The sequence below is a fragment of the Rossellomorea sp. ABR4_012 genome, from assembly GCF_056159545.1.
In genome coordinates this window covers 849,563-875,801 of the sequence record NZ_JBSWVK010000001.1, presented here as the reverse complement: position 1 = coordinate 875,801, position 26,239 = coordinate 849,563, and the positions used below count along the sequence as shown (strand labels likewise).

The following is a 26,239-nucleotide window of genomic DNA, read 5'->3' as shown; positions in this document are numbered from 1 at the left end:
ATGTATCTTTTTCATTTTATATGAAACTTCTTTCGATTGCATCACTTTCCCCTAAATCACCTCCTAGAAAATAAAACAAACGTTTGTTTAAGTCCAGCAAACCCCGTCAGCCCTGGGCTCCCAAATCTTAATCAAACGTTTGTTTAAATTCTCACCTTGTCCCTACGGTAAGGGAAGCAAGCGTCTTTTTAGACTTTCTCGATGACAAAAATACCCCTGCAAAAATGATCAAAAGACCAAGAATTAAATTATGGGTAACCGGCTCTCCCAGCAGCACAAATCCCCAAATCATTGCAGTCCCGGGAATCAAGTACGTGACCGTCGACGCGAATTCAGGGCTTCCATTTGTCATGATGTAAAAGTAAAGCAGCGTGGCAATTCCCGATCCGAAACAGCCAAGACCGATGATTCCAAGCAAAGCTTCTCCTGTTAACAAACTTCCAACTTCAATTGGCTGGCTCACGAGCATTCCTACGAACCCGATGGCAGCACCAATCAACAGCTGAAATGTTGAAATGATCACGACACTCGTTCCTGCCAGATATTTTTTCGTAAATTGAGAAGAAAACGCATAGCTCACGGTCGCAAGGATCATCGTCCCCACTCCGACAAAGTCAGAACTGAAAATCCCGCTTACTTCAAAGTTCATCAATACTAAGATTCCGAGGAAACCAACAAGGATGCCGATCCACTGAAAGCTCGTCAATACCACTGAAAACAGCAGAAAGCCGATAAGGCCGGTCCAAATTGGAGTCGTTGCATTCAAAATCGATGCAGTATTACTATTAATCTGTGTTTCACTCAATGCGATCAACGTCCACGGCAGGGCTGCGTTTCCAATTCCGACTACGATAAGCTTCCATATCGGAAGTGGCTTCTTCTCCCCTTTTCTTCTTTGTATGAAAAAGATCGGCAGCAGCACGAGTGCCCCGGCGATACAACGCAGGAAGACCGTTCCCCACACGCCGGCAGGCTCCACCAGCCATTTTATGAATACAAAGGACATCCCCCAGATCAGACTTAACCCGATTAGTGCCATATACAAGCGAGCCATTCCGTTTCCTCCTCTCCCCTCTTTTATTATATGAAGAAGTCGTACAACTTAATAGATAAAAAGATGTTATAACAGACGAATTTAATAATAATATCCTATCTCATTTTTTAATATAATGAAATGTTTATTTCTAATACTAACAGGCACCGTTAGATTATTGAAAAAAATAACAATAACTCCTCACTAAGACGCATTTTCACCCTTCCAGCCTAAACCATTTAACTTTCATGGGTTTTCATCATATAATGGGAGGGTAGAATTTATAACCAGAGAAAAATATTTTTATGGGACTGATCATGAATGTACAATAAAGAAACTGTTTATAAAGAATTATTAAATGTGATGCATACAGAGAATATTAAACGTGATGAGATGCTGAGAGATCACCTTTATACGAAGCTCGGTGGGAAGGCGGACTTCTTCCTGACCCCGACAGCATATGAGGAAGTTCAGAACATCGTGAAGCTTTCGAATAAGGTGGACGTCCCTTTTACGCTGCTGGGGAACGGGTCAAACCTAATTGTAAAAGATGGCGGTATCAGAGGAATCGTCCTTCATTTGAAGAACTTTGATGAGATCAAGACAAACGACCAGCACATCGTGGCACAAAGCGGGGCAGCAATCATTGATGTATCGAGAAGAGCATTGGCTGAACGCCTGTCTGGCCTTGAATTTGCATGCGGTATCCCTGGAACAGTCGGGGGCGCCCTGTTTATGAACGCCGGGGCTTACGGCGGTGAAATCAAGGATGTACTGGATTATTGCTATGTGGTCGACCGTCACGGAGAGCTTGTCAAACGGACGGCTGCTGACCTTGAACTTGATTACCGTCACAGCAACATTTCAGAAAACGGAGATATCGTCCTTGAAGCGACTTTCAGCTTAAAGCCTGCAGAATACGAGGATATCAAAGCAGTAATGGATGACCTGACATATAAAAGAGAATCCAAACAGCCGCTGGAATATCCATCCTGCGGAAGTGTATTCAAACGCCCGCCTGGTTACTTTGCCGGTAAACTGATCCAGGACAGCGAGCTGCAAGGAACGAACTTCGGCGGTGCCGAGGTATCCACCAAGCATGCAGGCTTCATCGTCAATAAAGACAATGCGACGGCGAAGGATTACATTTCACTGATCGAGCACGTGCAGAAAACGGTGAAAGAGAAGTTTGATGTGGAGCTTGAGCGTGAAGTTCGGATCATTGGTGAGGATATGGAATAAACATAAAAATCAGGGCCCTGATAACAGGCCCTGATTTTTTATAGCTTAACTGCATCTACAATTAGAGATACAAACCCTAATTCCCCATCCAAATTCCTATGGTCAAAACGCTTGGAGCGGTAGATATATCCTTCTTTCTCATCCCATACATTGTAAATAAATTCACCTTCATCATTGCAATATTCAAGAAGGTGAACCTCAAATCCAGCCTCTTCAAACATCTTGGTAAGGGTTTGATAAGTATGTACGATTTTATGACTGGCAGCAGGATGATCGATTGGACCCGGCCCTCCCACCTGCACCATCTGCTGATATTCTTCATTAGGAAACTTCCCATCTGGTACTGCACAGCGTACATAGCCGCCAGGTTTTAAATAGGTATAACAGTTCCGGGCAGCCTGCACCCCTTCATCATAAGTCAAATGCTCCCACACATGCTCTGCCAGAATTGCCTGGACACTGTTCTCAGAAAACATGGCGTCCCAGTCCCCTTGTTTCAACAGGTTAAGATCTTTTTCCTGTGTCTGCACCCATGTCGGGTTATTGGAATACTCCCCTGCTCCGATGACAACTCGTATCCCTGTCTCTCTAGACATTTCGCCTCAACTCCATTCTTCTATACTAAAAAATTCTATTTAAAACAGGTATCACCTTTTAAAAATAAAAAAACAGCCTAATTAAATTAGACTGCCGGAGTGTATGATGGATGGTCTTTATCTATTTTTCTGAACAGGTGCAGGCTTTGGTTTACGGAACAGGCGGATATTCGTGTTTTGCGACTGCTGGACTTTTGCATCGAATTCCATCATTTCGCGGGCCTTCACGTATAATAGGGACACAGCCTAGCCCTCCTTTTAATATGGTTAATTAGTTTCTAAATACCCCGACTTTTGGTTCTAAAACCTGAAAATTAAAAATCATAGTTCCACAAAATTTTCCATTCGCCTTTTTCTTGGGCAACGTAGCAAACCTGACTGATTGTCAACAAGCCAAACTGGCTTTCAAACAGTAAATTTACCTTAGCGGATCTCACGTCTTTGAAAACCGGACCATCCTTACTGAAGGAAAACTTCTTTATTTTTTCTATTTTTCCAACCTCCACTTTGAAGGTATCCACGCCCATGTGACCCATGAAAACATGATTTTTCGTTTGAATGTAAGAGGATTTTCCGAATTTCTTTTTCATCTGCGAGTGAAACAGCACCCATGAATTGCCGAAGTCTCCATTCTGTTCATATTTATAAAATTCTGCAATGACTTGCTCCGGGGACCGCTCTTCTCCACCTCCAAAAACACTCACGAAAAAGAAAATGAGGATGATGCCTCCGACGCCTATAAGTAAAAGAGGAACTGGATTTTTCCTTCTCCTCATCCTTTCACCCCTGTCTGAACCCTATACAACCATTATTATGATAGCCTGCCTCCCTGTATGTGATTTTCAAGACGATTAAATGAGAAAAGCCTTCATGACGTATTCATGAAGGCTTGCAGCTAGTCTGCAGTATAATCAATTTCAATCAGGTCCCAAGCTGTAACGATTCCAAGCGGTGCCTCATCTTTCCGGCCATTTTCCGTTATGATGATGGCTTCAAGATCAACTTTACGCTGGTGATAGCGCTCAAATAATTCTTCCACATCGAAAATGGTAGATGATTTCAATGCAAAAGCTAATGGATGTTCTTTCTCATGTTGAAAAACATCTTTAATTTTCACATGGGATAAATCTACAATACTCCCCATCATCCTTTCTGACAGCCACTTTACAATCCCTTTTGCAGTTAATAAACCCATGCAGCTACCGTCCTGATAAACAGGATACTGAGAATAATTATAGGATCTGATGCCGTTGATGACGTCTTCGATACTCTCTTCCATCTGAAAGAAGATGATATCTTTCGTTGCAATGGTCAAGGCATAGTTGGGACTGGTAAGGACCTGTGCGATTTTTTCAATTCTCTCGACCACTTCCCCATGAGGTTCCGCAATGTAATAACCCAGCTCCGTTTTTTCATGGACAAGTGCATTTCGCAGTTTAGCATATTGAAAGAGTTCATCCTGGTACGTACTGATGACCCGATGATGCCGTCCCGCGTGTACGAGGCTTGTAAATTTATCAGACCTGGATTTCACCTGCTTCTTCAATGCCTCATGAATTTGATTGAATGCGACTTCGTATCTCTCTGATAGTGAGTAGGTCGTTGTGTTCATCGAATTGTCCTTTCTATAAGGGCTGCTTTTCCAGCTTGGATAGGATTTCTTCTTTCTTCTTTATCAGATAGGATAGGTACTTATCGTCCCGCAGCATGTCAAAAATCAGGATGGACTTCTCAACAAAGTCCAATGCTTTGTCATAATAACCTTCTAACTCATAATTATAGCCGATATGATAGTGCAATTGGCCCAATCCGTATAGATTTTCTTCTTCAAGACACCATTTGATTGCTTCTTCACAGCGCTCGATGGATTCCTGGCGATTTCCTAATCGAGTCAAGACTCTCGCAATATTATAAAGCATCCGTGTTCGAATCGATTTATCGTTCAGTTTTGTAAACATTCTCAAGCCTTGTTTCACTTCGTTGTAAGTGTCTAAAGCTTTTTCGTAGTTTTCCCCTGTAAACTCAAGGGCACCAATACTCAGGAGTATTTCCATTTCCCTTTCAGACAAGGCTTTTTTGCTGTCATAAGTCAGGTGGAAGGCTTCATAAAAAGTGGCAATTGCTTTTTCTCTCTTTTTTTTAATCTCGAACATGTAGATTCCCTTATGCCAGAGGAGGAGCTGAAGATTTTGATTGTCTTTCAAGAAGATGGGGTTCTTTTCTTCCGCTTTTACCATCTCCATCATCTCTTCATATTTAAGTCTGATGCGCAGCTTCCGTAATTGACGCTCCACTTCCTGAATGTAATCAAGTCTGGGAGTCGTACCGATTTCAAAGAAGTAGTTTACATCCACCCCAAGTTTTTTGGAAATTTGATAAAGAGCCGTGGCGCTCGGATAGATATCACCTTTTTCAATGCGGCTGATCAGGGCCTGAGTACAAATACCGTCTGCCAGTTCCCCTTGAGTCAAACCGACAATCTTGCGGAGTTCTTTGATCTTCTTGCCTATTAAAGAGTAGTCCACGTGTTCACGTCCCTTTACATACGTTTCATATAAATATTAATATATTTATATTTTATCAGAAAACGGCATGAATAGTCAGAAAAATACGCTTCTATTACTTGTCAGGACCTCAGAGTTCAATTACACGTTTTTCGACTGTATGTTTTAATGGAATCAACGACAAATTACAATACCTGTTGATGGCACTTTCCCTTTGTGGAAGGTGCTCTTTTTATTTACTGTTTCCTTCTCTTCTTTTAAACATGATTTGTTCTTTTTTCTTCAAAAGATAGGAATGGTAACTGTTATTATTTCTCATCTCAAATATGATCATCGATTTTTCTATATATGGCAATGCCTCTTCCAGCTTGCCTTCCTGCTCATAGTTATGACCTATATGATAATAAAGTTCCCCAAGCCCCCACAGATGTTCCTCTTCAACACACCACCTTATCGCTTCCTCACAATATTTCGTTGACTCCTCATACTTTCCTAGACGGGTCAAGCTTCTGGCAATATTATAAAGAAGCCTGGTTTTAATCGATTTGTCATTGAGATGCTCCAGGGTATTTAAAGCGCTATTCACTTTATCGTAGTATTCCATCGATTGATCATGATTCCCTAAATTAAACTCAAACACTCCGAGTGTCATGAGGATTTCTATCTCTCTTTCAGTCAATACCTTTTTGTGGGAAGCCGTAAGATGGTAGGCTTCCTGTAAAATTTCTATGGCTTTCTTATGTTCTTTTTGAACTTCGAATAAATAAATACTTTTATGCCAATAGAGGAGCTGCAGATTGGTAGAGTCCTTATAGAAAAGAGGGTTGCTCTCTTCCACTTTGATTACATCCATCATCTCATGGTATTTCAACTTAATCCTCAGCTTCCTTAACTGCCGCTCAACCTCTTTGACGTAATCCAATCTGGGGGTTGACCCGATCTCAAAGAAATAGTTAACATCAACTCCCAATTTTTTTGAGATTTGATAGAGAGATGCGGCACTTGGATAGATGTCTCCTTTTTCAATACGGCTAATCAATGCCTGTGTGCATATGTCTTCTGCTAACTCCCCCTGCGTCAATCCAATCTCTTTTCTAAGCTCTCTTATCTTCTTTCCAATTACCGAGTAGTCCAATTCCACCCCTCCTCCAGCCGAAATATTAATATATTTATATTTTACCAGATATGGTTTAAAAAACGTTGATTTCCCCGGTATTTCTACAAGAGAATGGCCCGAGAATGAGATTACATGAATGATTTGAATGTGGTTTAATAAATCTAACGACAAATTACAATACCTGTTGACGGCACTTCTCTTTGTGGGAAGTGCTCTTTTTTCCGCCTGATAAGCGCATGGAATATTACAACCTTGGAACTTGTTAGAAATATTAATATCTTAATATTTTTTAAGGAATTAGCTATTTTCATGAGATTCTTCCCTGCTAAAGGCTTTTAAAAGCCTTAGACCGGAAATACATTCAACTCTCATATGTGATTTAATAGACCTAACGACAAATTACAATACCTGTTGACAGCACTTCTCATTGTGGGAAGTGCTCTTTTTTTATTTCAGCTGAACACCTATTTTTCATATAACTCTAAAGGCAATCCATCCGGATCTTCGAAAAATGCAAATCGCTTCGAAGTATATGGATCGACTCTAACATCTTCTGTTTCAATTCCTTTTTTCTTCAGCTCAACTACCGTTTTCTCAATATTTTCTACTTCAAATGCTAAATGACGCAGCCCTCTTGCTTCCGGATAGCTCGGACGCTCAGGTGCACCTGGAAATGAAAAGAGTTCAATGACATACTCACCATTTATGGCAAGGTCCAGTTTATATGACTGTCTTTCTTCTCTGTAGACTTCTCTTATTGGATGGAGCCTAAGTTTACTTCACATAGAAATCTTTTGATTTTTCGTAGTCGGAGCAGATGATAGCTGTGTGGTGGATTCGTTTAAGGTTCATGTTGAGCCCTCTTTCTTATGGTTTTTTCCTTAGGGGTTGTGCCTGGCACCCTTTAGCACTATTCAAATAAAAAAGAAGCAGCCATACAGATAACTGGTTCGGTTTTGGAGTACAAAATGTCAAATGACAGCACTCTTCGCTACCCGATTAGCTATATAATTTTTACTAAATTTCACACTAAAAAACGCACAGTGATTGGTTATCTGTGCGTTTTTTATTCATAGAGGGTTTCCAAAGGTTTTATGGGATTTTATGTTAATTTATAGATAATGGGATTGTTCCATTAAAGGGCAGTTTAACTGAATAAAAACAGGGCAACTTTAAGTGGGAAGTTGCCCTGTTTTTTTAAAAAAAATAAGTGGAGTCTAAAACTTCACTTTGTCCTTACTCAAATTTTTTGTAATCAGCCTTTTTAATAACTGAATTTCTTCCTCGGATGCAAAGTACCTTTTGGGCAGTACAATAGCTTTTGCTCTTGATACATATAACCGAAACATTTCAGTGTTTTCATATGCTGTGCGAATTTGTTCCCATTCTAGATAGTTGTTTGACTTGCCTATTTTCTGATGAATCTCCTGAGAACTAATTATATAAGTTATCTCTCTCTTAACTAGGGGGTCACTTTTATATTCTCTGTACGCTTTTAGCTTAGTGATAATCTTTAACCCTATTAGAAGAACGCTTGATAAAATCAGCGAAAACAATGCGAAGAAGATATAACTGAAAACATCATCAAGGTCTTCCGCATTCCAAGTTGCGATTACGAATGTGAGGAAGGAAAAAATCATGAACGATAAAAAAATCGTATGGAGGATTTTCTTAAAATGATAATCCCCATGCTTTGTAAATTCTTTCTTAGTTAGCGTGCCGCGTAAAATAAGTGTATCCTTTTCAGGGCAAAAGTCTTTCTCCATTATAAGGACATTTCTCCTTTCAATAACCATTACTTTTTTAAGTTTAGCATAAAATTAGAGCATTTTTTCTATTTCTGTATGTATAGAATGTTAATTTTCTGGAAAGTCGTGGTCATCAACTTTAACCTCAACAAGTGTCTGTTGTCATTGTGCAACTATTGAGCGATATTCCATTAACGGGGGCTTTAATTGAATAAGGCAATATAGAATGAAAAGACCGATTGCTTAATCGGTCTTTTCTTTGTTTCTACACTATATGAATTATTTCGTTTATTGCATATTATTTTTTTACAACAGTGAGACGATGAGCAGACGTTTTCGCCCCCTATTCCACACGAGTATTTGCATAGGTTTTAACACGCCAATTCGCAGGAGTATGTTAGCCAACAGACAGTTGTGAATTAGCGTGCGAATTTCGTTGTGAATTAGTATGATAAATGACCATAAACCCTTTAATAACAACAAAAACAAGAGGTCCAATTCATATGCGAATTGGACCTCCATTTTTATTACTTTTTTATTGCTTGTACTCCAAAACCGAACCCGTTACCATACAGACCGCTTCCTTCTTACCATTATTACTTAATCGCATCCGTCAACACAGGCACGATCTGCTTCTTACGGGAAACTACACCCTTCAGCACCGCTGTGTTGTTCTCAAGCTTCACATTGAATGCCTTCTCAACTTCTGCCTGCTTGCTTCCAAGCGCAAGTGCAGTCGAGTCGTTTTCAAGAATATCTGTAACGACTAATAGGAAAAGGTCCAATCCTTTTTCCTTGATCAACGTTTCCATCGCGGCTTCGATTTCCGCTTGGCGCCCCAGCACGTCGTTCGTGTCCACCACGTTCACTTGAGCCACTTCCACTTTCGCCGTACCCATTGAGAATTCTTTCGCATCAAGGGTCACAAGCTCAGCGATTGATTTCGAGCTCATATCAGCTCCTGCTTTCAGCATTTCAAGACCGTATTCCTGAGCGTCGACGCCAGCGATTTCAGCCAGTTCGTTGGCAGCGGCCACGTCTTCGTCAGTGCACGTAGGTGATTTGAATAACAGGGAATCCGAGATGATTGCAGAAAGCATCAAACCAGCCATTTCCTTCGTTACTTCAACACCTTTTTCTTTGTAGATTTTATTTAAAATCGTTGCCGTACATCCAACCGGCTCTGCACGGTAGTATAAAGGATCAGCTGTTTCAAAGTTTGCGATGCGGTGGTGGTCGATGACTTCAAGAACACGAACTTCTTCAATGTCGTCTGCACTTTGCTGGCGCTCGTTGTGGTCCACAAGGATGACCGTATCCGTTTCGTTCGCAACCGTCTCAACCAGACGAGGCGCTTCTACCTTGAAGTAGTCCAGCGCGTATTGAGTTTCACCATTCACTTCACCCAAACGGACTGGCTCAACGTCCATTCCAATTTTTGATTTTAAATCAGCATACACAAGCGCTGAAGTGATTGTATCCGTATCAGGATTTTTGTGACCGAAAATAAGTGTTTTACTCATGATCATTCTCCTTACTCTATGTATTTTAATGATAGGAATTTCTCTCTTTACATTTTCTTATAGTACCATATTTCAAAGGTGTTTTTGTTAGTTTGTTGGGTTTTTCAGGCAAGAAAATTGCGGTAATGGTTCATGATTTATCTTATTAAATGTTGTGGTAAAACACAAATGAAAGGAAGAAAGCTTCCATTTGAACAATTGAAGTATAGGAGCTTAATTACCGCTATTGATTTCCGTGCAAGACTTCGCTTTCCGCGGGTAGCTCGTGAGCCTCCTCGATCGCATTCACTCCTGCGGGTAGAAAAGCGGAGGCGGCTTGCTCAGCCGCGACAAGCATAAGCTAAATGGGCCGCGAAGGCTGCCTTTTGCCTTCTTGGACCATTTAGCTTATGACCTCGAGCGGTTAGCCGCCGAAGCTGGACAAGTCTCACATAAGCTACTCTTCCCGCAGGAGTCTGCGTCTTGCACTCCAATCAACCGCTGGTAAGAGTCAAAGTCTATTTATATACTTAACTAAACTAAAATCCCGAACTGAAATGCCTAATATAATGCAAAATCAGTTCGGGTTTTACATAGACCAAAACACTTACTTCCCAGCCATTTTTTCTCTATATTACCTCTTTTGTTTTATAACCTGCCTTTATGATCATTTCGATTGTCTCTCTAGACATATCTAGATGAGAAACGCCCGTCCCTTGAATCAACTCTTGTGTATTCCGGTCATCGAATGACAGATTCCCAGCAAGATAGACTTTGAACACATCAATAAGACTGTTTAAGCGGACTTCCTCTACATCAAGCTGCTCATCCGAACTTTCCACAACTGACAAGCTGTGGAATGCCAATGCTTCTTTTAGCATCTGCAATAAATCGAAGTTTGTCGGCGGGTTCGGATTGGTGATGTGATAGATTTTATCCGCTTCTGCTTTCTGCGGTGCGAGGCTCAAGATATCAGCCACATAATCCACTGGTACAAGATTGGACGTTCCGTTCTTGGCAGCCAGCAGCCTATAGGTTCGATTGTTGTCATTTTTCCGAGCTGTTTTCCGTTTAAAGACAGCAAGCGCCCGCATGAAACCGTAGAGTGTAAACTGAGAATCGGCTTCCCCTGTTTTTGAATCGCCGACAATGATGGCCGGTCTGAATATGGAGACGTCCATTTTGTCACTGTACGAGAATACTAGATGTTCGGATTTCACTTTGCTCTCTTCGTAAGGATTGTTGAATTTCCCGTCTGTTGGGTAAAGCTCTTCCACTCCGTGGGTGAGCGTCCCGACTGTATAGGCCGTGCTTACATAATAAAATTTCTTGGCTTTTAGTCTCGAAGCGAGCTCCAAAATATGTTTGGTCCCATCATAGTTGGCTGCAAATAACTCATCCCTTAAATCGAGATCGAATTTGACCAGTGCCGCCAAATGGTAGACGGCATCTATTTTATTTGTGAGCCATTCGATGTCATCATTTGACAACCCTGCATTAGGATAGGTAATGTCTCCTTGGAAAATGTGAATCCTTTGTTGTTCGGCGGGTAAAAATGAGTCCTTGAGATTCTCTGCCTTTTCTACATTCCTTACTAGAATGTAGATTTCGTTTTGTTTATCTTCTAAAAGGTTCTTGATAAGCTTCCCGCCAAGGAAACCTGTCGCACCCGTTAAAAATAGGTTCAAAATAATCACTCCTGTTGTGATGTCGACACATTGGTTTATCCTATCATAGCATAATTCGACAGGCGGTATGTCGTTTGGGAGGGTGTTTAAGATTTTTCCAATTGGCGGTGTGGGATTTTACTCGTTGTAAGGGTAAAAGTGGTGGTAATCCTATGTTTATGGAGTGATTAACGGGTGATGGGACGGCTTTATTGGAGAGATGGACTATACGAGGGCTAAATCAATGAGTTCAAGTGTTGTTTTTATGATGGTTAGAAAAAATCTTTTAGTTTCACACGAAAATCTTCGGGTTTGGCCCGATAATCTTTTAGTTTTAACCATTAATCTTCGAGTTTTCCTCTTTATTCTTTCGATTCCATCAATAATTCCGTCACATGGAAAAATAAGGAACAAAACAAGTTCCCTGACCCCCACAAACATCAAAAACCTGCCGAGCACCACCCGGCAGGCCAAATTTTCCTTTAAAATATCAGTAACTCTCATAAAATTTCTGCGCCACCTGAACCGTATGCGTACTGCCGCCCCGGTCCTCTACTCCCTCAAGAAGCATCGCGAGCACAAACTCAGGATTCTTCTGATCATAAGAGACGAACAATCCATTTTCTTTCCCTTTCGCCCCCTGCTCGGATTTGATTTCCGCCGTTCCGGTCTTACCAGCAATCTCTTTTCCGGCTACCTGTGCCTTACCGGCAATCCCTTCCGACACCACTTTCCGGAGGTTCGTTCTCATCAGCTGTGACTGTTCGGGTCTCAACAGCTTCTCTTTCCAAACTCCTTGTTCTTCATCCTTCAAAAGGACCGGCTTCATCATGGTGCCGTCATTGATGATGCCGCCGTAGGCACTGGCCAAATGAACAATGCTCATCAAGACCTCCCCTTGCCCGAAGGCTGAATCCGCAAGCAGGATTTCTTTAGAAATACTGCCGTCATTAGAAATTTGCGATTTTGTAATGGGATAAGACATTGGAATATCTTCCCCGAATCCGAAATCCTTCAGACCCTGGATAAAGGTTTCAGCACCCATTTCCAGTCCCACTCTGGCGAAATAAATATTATCCGAGTACTTCATGGCGCTTTCGAGATCCACTACACTGTCGTTATCAAATACACGAACTACCTGGTACCCGCCCCATGATTTGTCCTTCTGCCATCTCTTCCCGTTGATATCGAAGGTTTTATTCGGGTCAAGCTTACCTGATTTTAAACCGACAGCAGCTGTAATTCCTTTCATTGCGGAACCAGGTGAGTAGGTTTGATAAAAACGATTACGCAACGGCTTATCGGGGTCGTTATAAATTTTATCGTATTTATCACCCGACATTCCCAATGCAAATTCATTCGGGTCGTAAGAAGGGACGCTTACCAAAGCCAGCGTCTCACCCGTTTTTGGATTGACTGCAGCGGCTGTTCCAACTTCTTCCTTCATTTGATCATATAGTTTTTTCTGCATTTCTGCATCCAATGTCAACATGACCTTTTCTCCGTTTTGCACTTCTTGTTCGGCCATTGTCACTTCTTCTTCAGATTCTTTTGTCAGGTAAATCCTTTGACCATTTTGACCACGCAGTTTCTCCTCATACACTTCCTCCGCCCCGCTTATACCAAGCAAGGATTGGGCTGTGTATCCTTTGTCTTTTAACTTTTCCAGTTTCTCTGCATTGATTTTTCCGATATATCCCGTAATATGGGCTGCTGCTTCTCCGTAAGGATACTGGCGGGCTTCCACTCGTTTTGAATAAAGGCCGGGAAGCTCGATGATGTCCAATGCAAGGGGCCGTTCAGATATCGGCAGCTTCTTGATCGGCACAAAATATTCTGGCTGGACCCAGTTTTGGTTCAATTCTTTTTGAATTGCTTCAGGAGACATCTCAACCAAAGATGATAACTTTTCTAAATCATTTTCATTAAATTCCTTGGGAACAATGCCGATTTGAAAAGCTTCCCCGTTGATTGCCAGAGGGTTTTCATTCAGGTCGTAGATTTCACCGCGCTTGGCAGGGATGTTCTCAACACCCACTTTATCCCCCTTTTCCATATCAGGGAGAATGAATGCCGGCTGCCAATCCACATACCAATTTTCTTCATCGTCTTTTTCTTGTTTCCGAAGGGTGACGGTTTCTTCATAAGAAATCTCGCCCGCCAATGTATTCATCGAGATAGTGACAGGGAATTCTGCCTTTTCTTCCTTATCCCATTCTTTTTCTTCTTCTGGCTTTTTAAAATCTACATTAAGACCGTTTACAACCAGGTCTTCGTATAGTTCATTTGTTCGTTTTACCATGTCATCCTTTTGATAAGATTCTTTTGCTGAAGATGAAAGATATGAATCATACATCTTTTCAAATTTCTTGTCATTCCAAAGATCGACATACTCCTTCAATCGGTCATCAGGCTGTGCTTTTTCCTGGCAGCCTGCAACTAACATTCCCGATATCGCCAAAAAACAAAGCAAAAACAACTTTTTACCCATATGTACGGCCAACCCCCTTATTATGACTCCTCAATCCTATTTCTAATTATTTCAAATTAATGAATCAATTTCAATTTTAGTGTATTCTTCGATCTCTAAGGTATGTCCGTCAAGAAACACTTAGTTCTATAGCCCCTGCCATTTTCCTCCTCCTCTTCCTCTCACTCCTTTTACTTTTTTCAGTAAAACTGGTGCACGATGTATATTTTTTGTTATAATATACTGTCGTAAGAGTAATAAGGAACATGATCCTAAGATTATATCTTGCAAATATAAATCGATAGGTGGAATTTAATATGAGTCAAAAACCTTACAGAGTCCTTCTGTACTACAACTATGTATCAATCGAAAATCCTGAGGAAGTGACTGCGAAGCATAAGGAATTATGCCAGGAGCTCGACCTTATGGGACGTATCTTGATTTCTTCTGAAGGGATCAACGGAACGTGTTCAGGTACGATTGAGCAGACAGATGCATATATGGAAGCAATGAAAAATGACCCTCATTTTCACGATACTATCTTCAAAATCGACGAAGCGGATGAGCATGCGTTCAAGAAATTGAAAGTAAAGTACCGTCCAGAGCTTGTGACACTTCGTCTTGAAGATGACGTGAATCCTCACGAAATCACTGGTGAGTACCTTGCGCCAAAGGATTTCTTCGAGCAAATCCAACAAGAAGATACGATCCTTCTTGATGCGCGAAATGACTATGAATACGATCTAGGTCATTTCCGAGGTGCAATCAGACCTGATATCCGCAATTTCCGCGACCTTCCAGATTGGGTCCGTGAAAATAAAGAATTATTGGCTGACAAAAAAATCATCACTTACTGCACAGGCGGTATCCGCTGTGAGAAATTCTCAGGCTGGTTATTGAAAGAAGGCTTTGAGGATGTTGCTCAGCTGCACGGTGGAATTGTCACTTATGGACAAGACCCTGAAGTGCAAGGTGATCTATGGGACGGCCAGCTTTACGTATTTGATGAGCGTATCGCTGTACCTGTTAACCGTAAAGAGCACGTTGTTGTCGGTAAAGACTACTATGACGGTGAGCCATGTGAGCGCTATGTAAACTGTGCCCACCCGCCATGTAATAAGAAAATTCTCTGCTCAGAAGAAAATGAGCATAAATATATGAGAAGCTGCTCTGACGAGTGCCGCAGAAGCGAAGAAAACCGTTATATCAGCGAACACGGTTTGACTGAGGAAGAAGTGGCAGAGCGTTTGGCAGTGATTGAGGCTGAGAAAGAGACAGCTTCAGTTTAATTATATAAAAGGAACTGGCTAAAACGCAGCCAGTTCCTTTTTTCAATCTATCAAGTTGTTATGGTCTGACGCACCATCCGAATATTTTACATAACCAATTCTTTATCTTTTTAATAATTTCATAAAAATTATCTTCCCAATCATCTTCACCATCTCCTGGATCCTCTGAATCGTCCGGTTCTACTTCCTGGACAATGCGATTCTCAACTTCAGGTGAAACCGGGCTGTTTGTATCCAAATAATCCGTAAACACTTCAAAGTCTACAACGAATAAATCTGTTTGACGGCCTTCATCTTTCGCCTGTTTGAACATATCATAACCGTCTCCGCCATTTGCAGTAAATGCGTTGGTCGCTACGCGGTAAGTCTGTTCAGGGTCAATTTCCTGGAACCCGTCAGCTGTATTCACTTCTACTGACCACACTCTTTCTCCAGCCGGTTTGTTTACATCATACTTGAAGTTGATTCCTGATACCTGCAGGAATTCACCCGGTGCATCTTCGCCTTCCACGCGGGATACACTGTGCTCAAGGGCATCCAGGATTTCTTGTCCAGTAAGATCGAGGGTTACAAGCTGGTTACCAAATGGCATTGTAGTGAGTACTTCACCAAGGGTGATTTCCCCGGCATTAATGGAAGCACGGATTCCTCCGCCGTTTTGAAGACCAATATATGTCTCTACAAATTCGTTCGCTTTGGCAACCATTCCATCCGTGATCAGGTTCCCCAGATTTGTTTCTTTTCTGCGGACATCGTTACGCTCTCCATTAAGTACAACATCCGTCGAACCTACTACTTCACTTTTCAATTCTTCAAGCGGAGCCTTATACTCTTGTACTTTTGCTAGAGCTTCCGCATCCTCTTCATAATTCTCAAGATCAAGTACTTCACCAGCGTGACTTGTCAAAACTCCTTCAGCATTGAATGTTACATCCAATAAACCAAGAAGGTTCAAGTATTCGCCAGCCTGCACGATAACTGTCGGCTCATCTTTTTCAATCACAACTGGCTCTTCAAGAACCGTGTGAGAGTGTCCCCCGACGATGATATCAAGGCCATCCACTGCTTCAGCAAGTTCTAAGTCATGAGAGTAGCCTAAGTGAGAAAGTGCAATGATTTTGTTTACGCCTTCTTCTTTGAGCATATTAATCGTAGCAGTCGAACTTTCAACCGCATCTTCAAAGACAACATTTTCACCAGGATTGGAGATGAAAGCTGTGTCTGGAGTTGTCAAACCGAAGATCCCCACTTTTTCTCCATCCACTTCTTTGATCATCGCTGGATAGATGTTTCCACCCTCTCCAGGTTTCCCGATTTCATTCTTCACCAAAGGTTCGAGGTCAGCGTCACCAGTTACGGTTAAGTTAGACGATACCATAGGGAAATTCATTTCTTTGATAAAAGCAGCAAGTGTCTCTGAATCCTTATCGAATTCATGATTACCCAATGTCATTGCATCGAAACCAAGTTCGTTCATGAACCAAAGGTCCGCGAGACCTTCATATTGACGGAAGTATAAAGTACCCGAGAAAACGTCACCTGCATCCAATAACAGTGCATTCTCTTTCTCAACACGAATCTCGTTCACTGCTGTGAATAAACGTGGATATCCTTCAACATGGGCATGAGTATCGTTGGTATGCATGATTGAAAGATTGAAATCTTCATTCGCTTCTTCTGCAAAATCAAGCTGAGCAACCAATGCATCGTGATCGCTCGCGCGGCCGTGTTCTTCCATGTAAGGAGAGTTGAAGTTGACGATATCAAACTCAGCACCAGCAGCTAAATGGTTGGAAACAAGCATATGGTCAAGGACTTGTGCGTTTCCTTGGTATGTGTACGTGTATCTTTCATTTTCAGGAAGTGTTTCAACAAGGTTCGTTAAAACATCCCCTTTAAGTGTTTGCAATGGAGCAGAGAACTCAAAGTCATTCAAGTCTCCCATTACTACTACATTCGCATCAGCATTCTTTTCATGAATATCAGTTACAAAAGAGTTTACAATTTGAGCGATTTCAAGGCGTTGTGCTTCACTGCCCAGTACAGGCGGTTGATTTTTACCGAATAACGGCTGGTCTCCGCCTTTGGAGTTGAAGTGGTTATTAATCACAATCACTTCTTCACCGTTGAAATCAAACTCTGCAGCCAATGGCTTACGGCTGTCATCGAAAGCAGGATTAGTCGGATCGATTCTGCCTGGGTTAACAGTAAGAGATCCGTCCTCGTAAGCAACAGCTGTTGTCGCGTCGCCTTTTTGAGCTTCTGCAAGCGTCACTCGTTCAGGATTGTAAAGATAACCGACACGGATATTACCACCTGGGACACCACCGTCCTCTTTATCCTGAGGCGCAACTTCAGTCCATGCATACGTTGGACCGCCGAAGCTTGCAACCGCATCGCTTAGTGCTTTATAGTTTGCGTCTGCTTTTACAGTACCATCATCAGTCGTTCCGCTTTCGTCCAATACTTCGACAAGTCCGATGATGTCAGGTGAGTTCAGGTTCTCCACCATTGATTTAGCAAGCTTGTCACGCTTTTCTGTGTCAGAAGCTGCGAAGTTTTCAATATTATATGCAGCAATGGATAATTCATCGTTATCTTTTTCAATCGTCGTCACTTCAGGAGTGAATTCACGTTCGTTCAATTCCGGAAGTTCTGCTTCATTCACTAAGATCTTGAAGTTACTGTAGCCGTAGCTGACTACACCGTTAACTGTTCCGTTAAATTGATCACCAGTCTTCGCAACATAGTCACGGTTATCTAATAATAGGAACATTCTTTCAGGGTTTTGATTTTCTTTTGTCAGTAGAGGTGCTCCCTCTTTTGTATACGCTTTTCCTTCAACTTGCTCTGTGATGACCGGAAGTTCACCGTATTTTTGAGGTCCTGTGATTGTTGGGCTCTCAAGTGCTACGCGCATTCCTTCCAGGCTTTCATAGAAATCGATTCCGTCCTGGTCAGGATCGAATTTACCGAACTGATCGTTATCGATCACTTCTGTTGGAGGGATTACATCTTCTCCGATTACAAGAGCTTCAGGAAGAGTATTGCCGCTTGAAGCGACAACAACGTTTCCGTATTGAGCATTTAGTTCTGTCATTGCCAGGTCTGTCTCTAATTTTTCACTGTAGCCATCCAATACCCATTCTTTCACCTGGCCGTCAACTTTTACATGGTCGCCGACTTGAACGCCGTGAGCAGGCTTGTACACAAGCAACGCTTCGGAAGTTTCAGGGTTCTCATCTGGATTAGGGTCTTGCATGTAGAAGTTGCTTGCATCGTCAACATGCGTGACGATTCCTTCTACTTCTTTTACCTTTTCAGAAACATAAGGAGATGTGTGGCTTTCTCCCTGGATGTCATGGATGCTTAAGCCTTCGATGCCTTCGTATGGTTTTGGTTCTTCCGGTTGTTCACCTTCGAAGGACATGGCAGAGGCATTTTTTAGTGCAGGGACACTAAAATATGCTGTTAAGTCTCCAGAAACAATTACTTTTTTACCGATAATATCAGGGTTTGTCTGAAGACCAAATGCCGTACGGAAAACAGACGGAACTTGTACCGGCAGTATATTAGCCGGGTCCGTTTCATCCACACTATCAGCAATAGCAAAGTTATAGTCATTACTGAAAGGCGCTTCGAAATCGTAACTATTGGTCGACGTTGTATGACCAATAATATAACCCGTTACAGTTCCGGTTCCCTCATTATTCTCAATTGCTTCCTGCACCGTCAAATAGTCCGCTGCAGAAGCTGTCGAACCGATTGGAACAATATATCCAACCAGCATGGCAAAGATCGTCGTTAAAATAAACAACTGCTTTTTCATGATTTTCAAACTGGTTCCTCCTCTTTTTTTGTCTAGAGTAAGTTCTGTACAAACCTTAAATGAAAACGCTTACATAAGATGTCACTTCTCTCCTCGAAAACCCGTCTTTTTCCCCAAAAGGATTTTCAGCCGGATATACAATTTATCCTATGAAAACACCTCCATTATTCATTTCCAATAACCGCTTAGTATGTAGAATTTTGACTAAGCTTCCTTTTAAATATAGCATTTTTTCGTCGAATTTTAAGATATTTTCAATTATTTTACAAAATCAGAACTTTTGGCTTACAAATGTTACACAAAGAGTGAAATTAGACCTATTATCAGTTTGCTTATAATCTTAAATTCGCATTCAACTTGTGCAAAAACAAAAAAGACAGGCCTTTTGCAAAGCCCGCCTCTGATCAATTTATTAAATTATTTACTCTACTGTTACAACATCGCTATTTACGTAGTCCGTCTGTCCATTTTTAACTGCATAAACGAAGAAATAATAGTTTCCAGGTGCCAGGTTTTCTCCGTTAATTTTTCCATCCCAGCTTAATGTGTTGTAATGTTTAGGTAATTTTGTATAAACAGGACCGTCTCCTACATAATTCAGGTCCGTATCATATACCCAAATACCAGCTTCTTCTGCTCCTCCCGGCAAGTATACTTCAAGATCATATCCGTTCTCTGTCTCAGTAACTGTCACACCACCATCAATACGTGGATAATCGGGTTCTTTAACAAAGAGAATTGTCGGAACTTCTAATTCACTGTCACCATCACTGACTACTACAGTTCCTTCATAATATCCCGGATCTAATTTACTTGCGTCTACTTGTACTTTAAAGTTCACTTTTTGTGATTTATTGGCTTTAACTTTCAGGTTTTTACTGGTTTTCACTTTGATACCTTCCGGGTTCCCTTCGAATTGTACATCAAAACTGTACTTCTTATTTTTGTCCGAAAGATTTTTAATCGTGAAATGCTGTTTTTCTACCTGCTTACCTTTTTCTTTGGAGAAGACACCAAAGGAATGGCTTCCAGGTGTGACAAGTGTTTCCGCATTGATTGCATCCACCGGACGTATACTCCCTGCGCCTTGTGTATTATGAGGGTATGGTTCCCCCGATTTGTCAAAAAGATTTACTGCAGTATTCATCAGGGCTGCCTTTACATCATCCACACCCCAATTACTGTGGGCATCCAATAGTAAGGCAGCAGCACCGGCAACATGCGGGGATGCCATACTTGTTCCTTGTTTAGAACCATACCCATGTGGGTCCTCTTCATTATGCGTTGGTACTGTACTCACGATATTAACACCTGGGGCGGAAACATCCGGCTTGATCATCCAAGTGTCCACTACCGGGCCGCGGGAAGAGAAGTCAGCAACCGTTTCCCCGATTTCCCTGTCAAATTGCAATTGAAACGTTACTGTATTGTTTCCTTTATTTAATTCATCAAGCATCTTCTGACCATCTGTTCCCGACATTTTAAAAGTTGGAACTGCCATACCTGGAATTTCATATTCAAATTCACCTGATGAACTATTGAAGATGATTGCTCCAATAGCACCTGCAGCCTTGGCATTTGATGCTTTATCAACAAAAGGAATGGCACCGCGTTTGATGAGTGCGATTTTCCCTTCTACATCTTTTCCTTCAAAATCTTCCACTGTCCCTAAACCTGCATAAACATACTCATACTCGTTCCCATCGAGGGCAAGCAGTTCTTCATCACTTGCGAAGCCCATCACTTTATCCGTTTCATACGCAACTCCGCCTGTAGTCGTTATCTCAGAAGTGTATACATTATAAGGAAGCTGAGTGGCTCCTACAGAAATGGCATCACGTGAAGTTCCCGGTGAACCGACTGTCCAATTATCAGGTCCTGAGTTTCCGTTGGAAGTAACCGCTACGACCCCTTCTGCCATTGCCCAATCCAGTGCAATACTCGTCGCCCAGTCAGGATTATTTAAACTATTACCCAAGGACAGGTTCATGACATCAGCCCCGTCTTGAACCGCTCTTTCGATTCCAGCCACAACGTCTTCAGTGGTACCGCTGCCGCCTGGACCCAATACTCGATAAGCCAGTAAAGTCGCTTCAGGTGCAACTCCTTTTATCTGTCCATTCGCTGCCACTGTACCAGATACATGTGTTCCATGAGTCGTTTCTTCTCCGCGCGGATCACCCTTTGGCGTTTCCTGGGGATCATTATCATCATCAACGAAATCATATCCTTTATAATCACCGAACGCATGAGCTAAATCAGGGTGTGTATAATCTGCTCCTGTATCGATAACAGCCACAGTGATTCCTTCACCTGTATAACCGGATTCCCATGCCTCATTTGCTCCGATAAATGGTGCACTGTTCATCATCTCAGGATGATACGCATCCTCTTCAATTGTTACATCTTTAGAATCCGTCATGGTGTATGTAATATTCGGATAAACTGCTTTAACACCTGGCACTGCCAGTATGTTCGGAATTTCATTTGACTTGAGTTCCATTGAGAAGCCTGAGAATACGTGATCATACTCACGTTTTACCTTACTTGACTTTGCTGCAGCCTTAACATCTTTTTTTACCTTACTGCGTGTTTTTGCCAAGTTGTCTTTGGACTGCTTCTTTCCTTTATGTTTCGCTTCTACGACTGATTCTTCCTCCAGTTCTACAATTACGCTGGTGATTGCGGAAGACGAGGTGTCTACATTACCAAAGATTTCTGCTAGATCTGGAGGTGTCTGTGATTGAGGGGAAAATGCCTTATTAGCTTGTGGTGCTGCGCCAACACTAAAGGTGGATAGAATGAATACTAGAATGATAGATAAAATTGAAGCATGAAATAGACGTTTTTTCATTTTAGGGTTTCAACTCCTTTTTATTTTTTGTTGCTTGTATTCCTTACACCCTCACCTTCCTTAATTAAACAAAATTTCATAACATTACTAGTATTCAATCAATAATACTTATTTCCCTTGAGCAAAAAGCACTATTATTCTACTAAATAATACAAAAAAAGCGGACGGGCCTTTAGCTAACTAAAGGCCCGTCCCTCACTACATTAAAGCATTAAATTATTCCATCCACTCCGGCTTCCCGAAGCCTTTGAATTCTTCATCGATGATTTTTTCAAATTCGTCTGCTTCCACCACTGCTTTGATATCTTTTGCCAGTTGTGAATCGACGTCTTTTGTGTTCATGACGACGCGGTTTCGGTATTGATCAGGCATGTTTTCAAGCTGCAATGCGTCCAGTAAGTCCATTTTTGCAGCTAACGCATAGTTACCCGGTACTGCTGACAGGTCAACGCTCTCAACTGCTCTTGGAAGCTGTGCCGCTTCGATCGGTTTGAATTGAAGGTTTTTCACGTTTTTATCGATGTCTTTTTCAGATACCGTTAATGGATCTGTCCCATCTTTCAATGTGATCAGCTTCGCGTCCTCTAGTATTTGGAATGCGCGGGCTGCGTTTGTCGGGTCGTTTGGAATGGCAATGGCGCTGCCTTCTTTGATATCTTCTATAGAATCAAATTTGTTTGAGTAGATGCCCATCGGTGCGGTAGGAACGACGATGACCTCCGAAAGCTCCATGCCGTGCTGCTTCGCGAATGTTTCCATGTAGATTTTATGCTGGAACAGGTTAGCATCCAGGTCGCCCTGCGCCAATGCATTGTTCGGCTGGATGTAATCACTGAACTCCTTGACCTCTACCGTGTAGCCTTTCTTTTCAAGTCCCGGTTTGAAGGCTTTTGTGACCATATCACTGTATGGACCGGAAGTCGCACCGATTGTTATTTCTTTCTTGCCCCCCGAGCTCGCTTCTTCTCCGCCGCAGGCTGCAAGCAAGCTGACTGTTAATGCTGCTGCTAAAAGTAAAATCCACTTTTTCATGAAATCTTCCCCCTAAATTGTTTATCGTTTATCTACTAATCTTGAAAAAATATCCCCCGTATATTGGATGAGCTGCACCAGGCAGATCAAGACGACGACCGTGGTGATCATCACGGTATTGTCATAGCGGTAGTAGCCGAAACGGATTGCCAGGTCACCGACACCACCTCCGCCAACAATTCCCGCCATGGCGGAATAGGCGACCAGGCTGATCGTTGTAATCGTGATGGCCTGAATGACTGCAGGCTTTGCTTCCGGCAGCAGGACGTCCTTGATGATCATCCACGGACTCGCCCCAACCGATACCGAGGCTTCGATCACTCCCTTATCAATCTCACGAAGGGCTGTCTCCACCATTCTTGCAAAAAACGGAACCCCCGCTACAGACAGCGACACGGATGCGGCGGTCGGCCCGATCGTCGTTCCCGTCAATATTTTTGTAAGAGGCAAGAGTGCCACTAATAAAATGATGAACGGAATCGAACGGACCATGTTGACGACAAAGCCGACGATTTTCTTGATGAATCCGTTTTGCAGGAACAACCCCTTATCTGTCACAAAAAGCAGGACCCCTAACGGCAGGCCGAGCAATATCGCGATTGCCAACGAAATTCCGACCATATACACCGTTTCAAGAAAAGCTTTATTCAACTCTGGTAAAATCGCAATCAATGAATCAGGCAGCACGGTCCAGCACCTCCAGGCTTTGTGTTTTGGCAGTTATGTAGCGGATGGCTGCCTGTGTTTCAGTCTCGTCCCCGATCAGTTCCATGATGAAAATCCCGAGGGGAGTTTCCTGGATATACTCGATTTTTCCGTGCAGGATATTGCCGCGAACCTTGTATTTCTGGAACACTTCGGACACGACACTCTCCTCTGCAATCGAACCCTTGAACTGGATTTTGATCAGCTTGCCCGTTCGGCTCTTCAGTAAATGAGGAGGCAATTCGAACTGCAGTATGTTTTCGATGAACTGCTTGGTAAGCGGCTGTCTCGGGTTGGCGAAGAGGTCGTAAACCGCGCCTTCTTCCACGATTCTCCCGTCCTGCATGACGGCCATCCTGTCACAGATTTCTTTTACCACTTCCATTTCGTGCGTGATAAGGACGATAGTCAGTCCAAGCTGTTTGTTGATATCTTTTAAAAGTTTGAGGATGGACTTTGTTGTGCTGGGGTCCAGAGCAGATGTCGCTTCATCGCATAGCAGGACAGATGGATTGTTTGCGAGCGCCCTTGCGATTCCGACCCTCTGTTTCTGTCCCCCGCTCAGCTGCGCTGGATAAGCATAGGCTTTATCGCTTAACCCGACCATTTCTAAAAGTTCCGTCACCCGCGGCTTGATATTTGCATTTGGCACCTTGGCTGCTTTTAAGGCAAAAGCAAGATTCTCATATACCGTCTTCGCTTTGATGAGGTGAAAGTGCTGAAAAATCATGCTGATTTTCTGGCGAGCGAAGCGCAGCTCTTTAGAAGACAGCTTCATTAAGTCCTGGCCATCGATGATGATTTCCCCCGAAGTCGGCTTTTCCAGTAAGTTAAGGCACCTGATGAGCGAGCTTTTCCCTGCCCCGCTGTAACCGACGATGCCGAAGATTTCTCCTTTGTGTATGGTGACGGAGACGTTATCCACACCAATTACTGTTTGCTTTTTTGTCTTGTATTCTTTTACAAGGTTGTTGATTTGGATCATCTTTAACACCCCTTTTCTTTTGCATTGATTGCCGTGTCTCGGCAAGAGTAGTACGTGAGTATGTTTTGAACAAATAAAAAATGCCTCTTTCAATTACTGAAAGAAGCATCGCTCTTGTATCATCGACTTATCTTTCAGAATGAAATCCATCCTGCAGGAATTGGCACCGTTCCTTATTGGAGGTTGCCGGACGTCATAGGGCCTGATCCCTCAGTCGCTCTTGATAATTTGAAAGTATTTAATTTTCGGAGTTTTTAATCTTATAGGAGATATTATATGGTTTGATATGGAAAGTCAATAAGGGATTTGAACGGATTATATATGTAAGCGTTATCTTTGTTTAAGGGACGGGGAAAAGTTTTTTGTAGTTTACTCTTTTGAACACCGCTTTTGATTTCCGTGGAAGACTTCGCTTTCCGCGGGTGACCCGTGAGCCTCCCTCAACTCCCTTTTGAGGCATTCCTCTATTTTTAAACAAACGTTTGATTAACACTTCAAAACCTTGCTGCGTTGAGCTTTTGGTGGTTTAAACAATCGTTTATTTAATTTGAAAAACCCACCTCGATATAGGATTTCGAGGTGGCTTCATTCATTTATTATAAAACTTCATAGTCCGTTACATTACGCTCAACCACTCGTGCTCCATCTACGCTTACTAGAGCGCCGCCTGAGCTGCCGAATACGCCGGTTGCGATCAGGTTGTCCATAGCTGCTTTCACCTGGATGGTATCGATCGGGTCGATCGGATCGTTGACGCTGATTTTCGCAGACTTTCCTGTTTCTGTTTTAAATTGAAGTTCAAGTACCTTTGCCATTTTGAAATCCCCTCCTTCCTATCAAAATTTCAGTGATCATTATGCGTTGATATCAAAGTTTTGAATCTTTTCTACGTTGAATAAGTTTTTCTCCGAAAGACCTGCTAGCGACTGAGCTGCACTGTGCATCTCATCTGCAGTTGCTGAACCTTTGATGTAGCTGTACGACTTGTACTTATACTTCGGGTTGCCTTTCTCATCCATCCCGTCGTTGAATGCAAATCTCAGCTTCGTTCCTTTCAAATCCGCTGTTGCCATTGTGCCTCACCTCCTTTCACCTTTTATATAGGGATTGGGGGAGGAAAAGGACACCCTTGGTTTGGATTATATTGATTTGATGTTTTTTGGGTTCCAGAAGGCGGGAACTTGGAGAAGAGTTGTGCCAGGAACAATAAGTGGTGGTTGTTCCTGGTACAATCAAGGCGTTTTGTGCCAGGAACAAAATTGCCTGATTGTGCCTGGCACCAGGGATCTGGCACCCGGGATTTTTCCTTTGATCGCTAGCTCAATTTCACTTTTTGAATGAAGCCTAAAATGCAGTCAAACAAAAAACCCCCGCAAACCGCATATAAAATACGGTTCACAGAGGTTCTTCAATCATTTCCACTATTCACGATGACTTTTCACTTCATCCGGATACCCAGCTTTCGTCGCCCGCTTAAATTCTTTCGCCCAAAGTACCTCTTGCGTATCCGTTAATCCATTGTTCCTTTCCGTATTAATCCCTTTGTAGGGAAGCTTCTTCGCATGTCGTTCTGCCATGCTGAAATCTCTCCTTTCAAAGTTATTAATGTCTTTCTACAAATCCTTTACCCACAAGAAATTCGTATAAACACATTGAAGAGGGACGG

The 26,239-nt window shown here is 42.3% G+C and carries 22 protein-coding genes, 1 pseudogene and 1 riboswitch; of the genes and pseudogenes, 2 read left to right on the top strand and 21 right to left on the bottom strand.

The genetic code is table 11. The annotated features are described in order from the left end of the window. Window positions 1-151: 151 nt before the first annotated feature. Window positions 152-1,054: a DMT family transporter gene (locus ACXAFV_RS04300; protein WP_475124671.1), complete on the bottom strand. Its 903-nt coding sequence runs from the start codon at window positions 1,052-1,054 to the stop codon at window positions 152-154. Window positions 1,055-1,354: 300 nt separating this feature from the next. On the opposite strand from ACXAFV_RS04300, the gene murB reads away from it, so the two are divergent. Then, window positions 1,355-2,275 (top strand): UDP-N-acetylmuramate dehydrogenase, encoded by a 921-nt coding sequence (gene murB / locus ACXAFV_RS04295; RefSeq protein WP_475124670.1) that lies wholly within the window; start codon window positions 1,355-1,357, stop codon window positions 2,273-2,275. 38 nt (window positions 2,276-2,313) lie between these two features. Here the strand turns inward: murB and ACXAFV_RS04290 are convergent, their stop codons facing one another. From ACXAFV_RS04290 to ACXAFV_RS04235, 12 genes and pseudogenes are all read right to left on the bottom strand, one after another. Further along, window positions 2,314-2,871 (bottom strand): class I SAM-dependent methyltransferase, encoded by a 558-nt coding sequence (locus ACXAFV_RS04290; protein ID WP_475124669.1) that lies wholly within the window; start codon window positions 2,869-2,871, stop codon window positions 2,314-2,316. A gap of 117 nt (window positions 2,872-2,988) precedes the next feature. Continuing rightward, the gene (locus tag ACXAFV_RS04285; RefSeq protein WP_303049487.1) at window positions 2,989-3,114 is read right to left on the bottom strand and encodes a hypothetical protein; all 126 of its coding nucleotides are present in this window, start codon (window positions 3,112-3,114) and stop codon (window positions 2,989-2,991) included. A 71-nt stretch (window positions 3,115-3,185) separates the two neighbouring features. Then, entirely contained in the window at window positions 3,186-3,647 is a 462-nt protein-coding gene (locus ACXAFV_RS04280) for a hypothetical protein (RefSeq protein WP_475124668.1), read from the bottom strand. A gap of 119 nt (window positions 3,648-3,766) precedes the next feature. Further along, a complete protein-coding gene (locus ACXAFV_RS04275; protein WP_475124667.1) occupies window positions 3,767-4,483 on the bottom strand; it encodes a CBS domain-containing protein in 717 nt (238 codons plus the stop codon). A 13-nt stretch (window positions 4,484-4,496) separates the two neighbouring features. Continuing rightward, window positions 4,497-5,396: a helix-turn-helix domain-containing protein gene (locus tag ACXAFV_RS04270; RefSeq protein ID WP_475124665.1), complete on the bottom strand. Its 900-nt coding sequence runs from the start codon at window positions 5,394-5,396 to the stop codon at window positions 4,497-4,499. A 211-nt stretch (window positions 5,397-5,607) separates the two neighbouring features. After that, window positions 5,608-6,510 (bottom strand): tetratricopeptide repeat protein, encoded by a 903-nt coding sequence (locus tag ACXAFV_RS04265; protein WP_475124663.1) that lies wholly within the window; start codon window positions 6,508-6,510, stop codon window positions 5,608-5,610. Between the two features lie 446 nt (window positions 6,511-6,956). Beyond that, a pseudogene (gloA2, locus tag ACXAFV_RS04260) lies at window positions 6,957-7,344 on the bottom strand (SMU1112c/YaeR family gloxylase I-like metalloprotein). Window positions 7,345-7,709: 365 nt separating this feature from the next. After that, window positions 7,710-8,258, bottom strand: a complete 549-nt coding sequence (locus ACXAFV_RS04255) for a YcxB family protein (protein WP_475124661.1) — start codon at window positions 8,256-8,258, stop codon at window positions 7,710-7,712. A gap of 578 nt (window positions 8,259-8,836) precedes the next feature. Next, the gene (locus tag ACXAFV_RS04250) at window positions 8,837-9,763 is read right to left on the bottom strand and encodes a manganese-dependent inorganic pyrophosphatase (protein ID WP_475124660.1); all 927 of its coding nucleotides are present in this window, start codon (window positions 9,761-9,763) and stop codon (window positions 8,837-8,839) included. A gap of 608 nt (window positions 9,764-10,371) precedes the next feature. After that, window positions 10,372-11,430 carry an SDR family oxidoreductase gene (locus tag ACXAFV_RS04245; RefSeq protein ID WP_475124658.1) on the bottom strand — a complete coding sequence of 353 codons (1,059 nt, stop codon included), beginning with the start codon at window positions 11,428-11,430 and terminating at the stop codon, window positions 10,372-10,374. Window positions 11,431-11,634: 204 nt separating this feature from the next. Then, the gene (locus ACXAFV_RS04240; protein ID WP_475124657.1) at window positions 11,635-11,913 is read right to left on the bottom strand and encodes a hypothetical protein; all 279 of its coding nucleotides are present in this window, start codon (window positions 11,911-11,913) and stop codon (window positions 11,635-11,637) included. Next, the gene (locus ACXAFV_RS04235; protein ID WP_475124656.1) at window positions 11,900-13,900 is read right to left on the bottom strand and encodes a penicillin-binding transpeptidase domain-containing protein; all 2,001 of its coding nucleotides are present in this window, start codon (window positions 13,898-13,900) and stop codon (window positions 11,900-11,902) included. Before ACXAFV_RS04235 ends, ACXAFV_RS04240 begins: the two co-directional genes overlap by 14 nt. Before the next feature lie 296 nt (window positions 13,901-14,196). On the opposite strand from ACXAFV_RS04235, the gene trhO reads away from it, so the two are divergent. Beyond that, the gene (gene trhO / locus ACXAFV_RS04230; RefSeq protein ID WP_475124655.1) at window positions 14,197-15,168 is read left to right on the top strand and encodes an oxygen-dependent tRNA uridine(34) hydroxylase TrhO; all 972 of its coding nucleotides are present in this window, start codon (window positions 14,197-14,199) and stop codon (window positions 15,166-15,168) included. A gap of 58 nt (window positions 15,169-15,226) precedes the next feature. On the opposite strand, the gene ACXAFV_RS04225 is transcribed toward trhO, so the two are convergent. From ACXAFV_RS04225 to ACXAFV_RS04190, 8 genes are all read right to left on the bottom strand, one after another. Next, window positions 15,227-18,997, bottom strand: a complete 3,771-nt coding sequence (locus ACXAFV_RS04225) for a 5'-nucleotidase C-terminal domain-containing protein (RefSeq protein ID WP_475126065.1) — start codon at window positions 18,995-18,997, stop codon at window positions 15,227-15,229. Window positions 18,998-19,418: 421 nt separating this feature from the next. Beyond that, entirely contained in the window at window positions 19,419-21,851 is a 2,433-nt protein-coding gene (locus ACXAFV_RS04220) for a S8 family serine peptidase (RefSeq protein WP_475124654.1), read from the bottom strand. A 216-nt stretch (window positions 21,852-22,067) separates the two neighbouring features. Beyond that, entirely contained in the window at window positions 22,068-22,883 is an 816-nt protein-coding gene (locus tag ACXAFV_RS04215) for a MetQ/NlpA family ABC transporter substrate-binding protein (protein WP_475124653.1), read from the bottom strand. A gap of 21 nt (window positions 22,884-22,904) precedes the next feature. After that, complete coding sequence (locus ACXAFV_RS04210) at window positions 22,905-23,570, bottom strand: methionine ABC transporter permease (RefSeq protein WP_475124652.1); 666 nt, start codon at window positions 23,568-23,570, stop codon at window positions 22,905-22,907. Beyond that, window positions 23,560-24,573, bottom strand: coding sequence for a methionine ABC transporter ATP-binding protein (locus tag ACXAFV_RS04205; RefSeq protein ID WP_475124651.1), 1,014 nt, complete (start codon window positions 24,571-24,573; stop codon window positions 23,560-23,562). Before ACXAFV_RS04205 ends, ACXAFV_RS04210 begins: the two co-directional genes overlap by 11 nt. A 124-nt stretch (window positions 24,574-24,697) precedes the next feature. After that, a riboswitch (SAM riboswitch) is annotated at window positions 24,698-24,803 on the bottom strand. Window positions 24,804-25,169: 366 nt separating this feature from the next. Next, window positions 25,170-25,388, bottom strand: a complete 219-nt coding sequence (locus tag ACXAFV_RS04200; protein WP_475124649.1) for a DUF2922 domain-containing protein — start codon at window positions 25,386-25,388, stop codon at window positions 25,170-25,172. A 39-nt stretch (window positions 25,389-25,427) separates the two neighbouring features. Next, window positions 25,428-25,646: a DUF1659 domain-containing protein gene (locus ACXAFV_RS04195; protein ID WP_475124648.1), complete on the bottom strand. Its 219-nt coding sequence runs from the start codon at window positions 25,644-25,646 to the stop codon at window positions 25,428-25,430. 348 nt (window positions 25,647-25,994) lie between these two features. Beyond that, window positions 25,995-26,150, bottom strand: coding sequence for a YfhE family protein (locus tag ACXAFV_RS04190; RefSeq protein WP_475124646.1), 156 nt, complete (start codon window positions 26,148-26,150; stop codon window positions 25,995-25,997). Window positions 26,151-26,239: the final 89 nt, after the last annotated feature.